This is a genomic window from Flavobacterium sp. (genome assembly GCF_029242675.1).
GTDB lineage: Bacteria > Bacteroidota > Bacteroidia > Flavobacteriales > Flavobacteriaceae > Flavobacterium.
On sequence record NZ_JAQWTM010000283.1, the window covers coordinates 1 to 2,537 of the forward strand.

1 protein-coding gene is annotated in these 2,537 nt (G+C 36.1%); it reads right to left on the minus strand.

All coding sequences use genetic code 11. The features are described 5' to 3' along the window. Positions 1-2,537, minus strand: a 2,537-nt coding sequence (locus P8M54_RS10325) for an efflux RND transporter permease subunit (RefSeq protein WP_300287750.1), incomplete at both ends; no start/stop codon positions are given.

Genomic DNA, 2,537 nt, shown 5'->3' on the forward strand with positions numbered 1-2,537 from the left:
GTTTGAGGATTTTTTTCCTCAAAAACTTGGTGAATATAGGTTCCCATAATTACACCGTCATCAGTCGCAATTCCAAACAGTGCGATAAACCCAACCCATACGGCAACGCTTAAGTTAACAGGGTGTACCTGGAATAAATGTCGCATGTTTACATCAGCGATTGTAAAATTCAAAAACCAATCTTGACCATAGAGCCATAGTAAAATAAAGCCACCAGCAAAAGCAACAAATACCCCAGAAAAGTGAATAGAAGAGGCAATAATTGTTTTAAACTGAAAGTAAAGCAATAGAAAGATAACGGCCAGACAGATAGGAATTACTATAGATAATCTTTTCATTGCTCTAATTTGATTTTCATAGCTTCCCGAGAATTTAAAATTCACTCCTTGAGGCACTTTAAGTTCTCCCGAATCAATTTTAGCTTTAATCGCTTTTTGAGCATCGTTTACGACATCTACTTCGGCAAATCCTGAGTTTTTATCAAACAACACAAAGCCAACCAAAAACGTATCTTCACTTTTAATCGCTTGTGGGCCTTTTGTATATTCGAATTTGACCATTTGCCCCAAAGGAATCTGAGCCCCAGTAGGAGTTGCTACTAGAATTTTACTTAAAGCTTCTGGACTGTCTCTTAATTCTCTTGGATAACGTACACGAATAGGGTAGCGCTCTCTTCCTTCAACCGTAGAAGATATTTTCATTCCTCCAATAGCTGTTTCAATTGTTTGTTGAATATCTTCAACATTTAATCCAAATCTTGAAATTTTTTCTCTATCTATATTTAAATGTAGGTATGGTTTACCGACGATTCTATCGGCAAATACGGCTTCCTTTTTAACCGATGGTACGTCCTTAAGAATTGCTTCTAATTCTAATCCAAATTCTTCTATGGTTTTCAAATCAGGGCCAAATACTTTGATACCCATAGGTGCTCTCATTCCTGTCTGGAGCATAACAAGTCGCGTTTCAATAGGTTGTAATTTAGGAGCAGATGTTACTCCAGGAATTTTAGATGCTTTAATAATTTCATCCCATATATCATCAGGTGATTGTATTTTGTCTCTCCAATTACGATAAAATTCTCCGTTATCATCTTCAATCAAATTTTTGATCGTTATTCCTTGTTTCAAAGCATCAGCATGTGAAAGACTATCGCGCGATTTTGTAATATAACGGTCTTTTTTATCGACCTTAAATCGCATACGATGCCCCTTATCATTTAGAATGTATTCCGGCTTATAATTAATCATAGTCTCGTACATGGATATTGGAGCAGGGTCTAAAGCACTTTCTACACGTCCCAGTTTTCCAACAGCCATATCTACTTCTGGAATGTGATTCAACATCATATCAAGTTGACCTATTACTTTTCGGTTTTGTTCTACGCCTGAGTGTGGCATTGAAGTAGGCATTAATAAATAGCTACCCTCGCTGAGTGAAGGCATAAACTCAGAACCAATACCTGGAAAAGTATGAGAGGGAGCTGACCAAACTTTGGAATTTCTAATGTCCCAACCTACTTTTTCAAATCCGTTTGCTATAAAGCCAAAAGAAGAATTGAAACCAATCCATACTACTAGGCCAAATAGTAGTGTAACCAAGGGCAATAACATGAATTTGCCTTTGTTTTCTAAACACCATCTTAATACAGGCTCATAAAAGTGAACAATGCATAATAAGGCAGATAATATGATACCTAAAAGAAAGATTACGAAAAGGTAGTTTCCTATAACACTAATTTGTGGTCCTAAAGGCATCCATTCCTCCGTTAGAAAAAAGGAAACTATGAATAGCACCAACACCAAATTGAAATGCTTTGTGTAGGCTTGGAATTTTTCAGGAATTTTGTAACTGAACAAGTCGTACAATCCCATTAAACATAGGGCTAAGGGGAGAGCCATTTTAAAATAAATACTCAATAGAATTCCAGCGGCAATGAATACATAGCCCCAAAAGCGTTTTACTCTTTTTTTATCATAATCAATACCAAAAATGAGATGTGCTAGAGACGGTAAAACAATTAAGCCGAGAACAAAAGCTCCTAATAAAGCAAATGTTTTGGTAAATGCTAAAGGTCTAAATAATTTACCTTCTGCTGATTCCATAGCGAATACGGGAATGAAGCTAACTATCGTCGTTGCTAATGCTGTTGTAATTGCAGACGCGACTTCAATTGTAGCGTTATAAATAACAGCTAATAGCTTTTGACCTTTCACTCCTTCGTTTTCTGGCATTTCTAAATGCCGTATAATATTTTCAATAAATATAACACCTACATCTACCATTACACCAATGGCTATGGCGTTACCAGAGAGGGCTACAACATTGGCATCTACTCCTGTATAACGCATTACGATAAATGTCATCAATACTCCAACGGGTAATAAGCTAGATATAATTAATGAGGCTCTAAGGTTAAATAATAAAAGTAAAACGACAATAATACTGATTAATATCTCATGAGAAAGTGCTGTCTCAAGTGTGCCTATCGTTTCGTGAATTAATTGTGTACGATCATAAAAAGGAACAATTGTCAA